A 1,751-nucleotide genomic window follows, 5' to 3' on the forward strand; every position below is an offset into this window, starting at 1 on the left:
GTACGCCCCGCCACCGGACTCCCGATCGCGATGTCCGTACCCGCACCCAACCGCGTGTACAACGCGGACAACGCAGCCTGCAACACCATGAAGAGACTCGTCCCGGTGCTCCGGGCCAACTGCGCCAGGGCGGCGTGCAGTCCGGGGTCGAGTTCCAGGCCGATGTGGTCGCCCTGCCGGCCGGCGACGGCCGGCCGGGGCCGGTCGGCCGGCAGCTGGAGCAGTTCCGGAAGGCCGGCCAGCTGCCGCTTCCAGTAGTCGAGCTGCTCGGCGAACCGGCTCTGCGGGTCGGCCGCCTCACCGAGCAGCTCGCGCTGCCACAGCGTGTAGTCGGCGTACTGCACCGGCAGGGCCGGCCGGCCCGCCGTCCGGCCCGCGCAACGGGCCGCGTACGCCTCGGCCAGGTCGCGGGCCAGTGGCCCGGTGGACCAGCCGTCGGCGGCGATGTGGTGCATGACGAGCAGCAGCACATGCTCCTCAGGGGCGACCGCGAACAGTTCGGCGCGCAGCGGTGGCTCCGTCGCCAGGTCGAAGGGCTGCCGGGCGGATTCGGAGAGCCGCTGCGGCAGTTCGGCCCGGGAGACCTCGGCCGGCCGGGCCCGCAGGTGAACCGCGGCCGGTTCCAGGACGCGCTGGCACGGTACGCCGTCGACCTCCGGGAACACCGTCCGCAGACTTTCGTGCCGGGCCACCACGTCGGCCAGCGCCTGGTCCAGCGCGGTCCGGTCTAGTGTTCCGGTCAGCTCCAGCGCCAGGGGGATGTGGTACGTCGCGGCTGCGGCGTCCATGCGGTGCAGGAACCACAGGCGGCGCTGGGCGAACGACAGCGGCACCGTCTCGGGCCGCTGGTGGGCGGTGAGCGCCGGGCGGACCCGGCCCGCCTCGGTCAGTGCCTCGGCCAGGCCCGCCACGGTGGGCGCCCGGAAGAGGGCGCGCAGCCCCAGCTCCGCACCGAGCACGGAGCGCACCCTGGCGACCAGCCTGGTGGCGAGGAGGGAGTGCCCGCCCAGGTCGAAGAAGTCGTCGTCGACCGAGACTCGCGGCACGTCGAGCACTTCGGCGAACAGCTCGGCGAGGATCTGCTCCTGCGGTGTGCGCGGCTCCCGTCCGCTGCCCGCGGGAGCGGCTTCGGGGGCGGGCAGCGCCGCCCGGTCCAGCTTCCCGTTCGGCGTCAGCGGCAAGGTGTCCAGCACGGTGAGGATGGCCGGCACCAGGTAGTCCGGCAGCCGCTCGCGCAGGTGCGCCGCCAGCTCCTCGGGGCGGACGGACCGGCCGGGACGGGCAGTCGCGTAGCCGACGAGCCGGTCGGCCCCGGCCACGACGGCGGCCTGGGCGACGGCGGGGTGCTCGGCCAGCGCGGCCTCGACCTCACCGGGCTCGACCCGGAAGCCCCGGACCTTCACCTGCTGGTCGGCACGGCCCACGTACTCCAGCTCGCCGTCGGCCCGGCGGCGCACCAGGTCACCGGTGCGGTACATCCGTGTGCCCGGCGGCCCGAAGGGGCAGGCCGTAAACCGTCCTGCTGTCAGGCCCGGCCGGTTCAGGTAGCCGCGTGCGAGTCCTGGGCCGGCGACGTACAACTCCCCTGTGACGCCCGGCGGTACCAGGCGCAGTCGCTCGTCCAGTACATACACCCGGAAACCCGCGACCGGGCGTCCGATCGGCGGCACGCCCGTGCCCGGGGACAGCGGGTCGCTCATGGTCGCGCAGACGGTCGTCTCGGTCGGGCCGTACGCGTTGATCATCCGGCG

At 74.4% G+C, this 1,751-nt stretch carries 1 protein-coding gene; it reads right to left on the reverse strand.

The features are described from left to right. The coding region (locus tag ABZ564_RS32720; protein WP_360863140.1) for a condensation domain-containing protein at positions 1–1,751 on the reverse strand (1,751 nt) is incomplete at both ends.

Origin of the sequence: Streptomyces sp. NPDC019224 (genome assembly GCF_040632605.1) — a bacterium.
Lineage (GTDB): Bacteria > Actinomycetota > Actinomycetes > Streptomycetales > Streptomycetaceae > Streptomyces.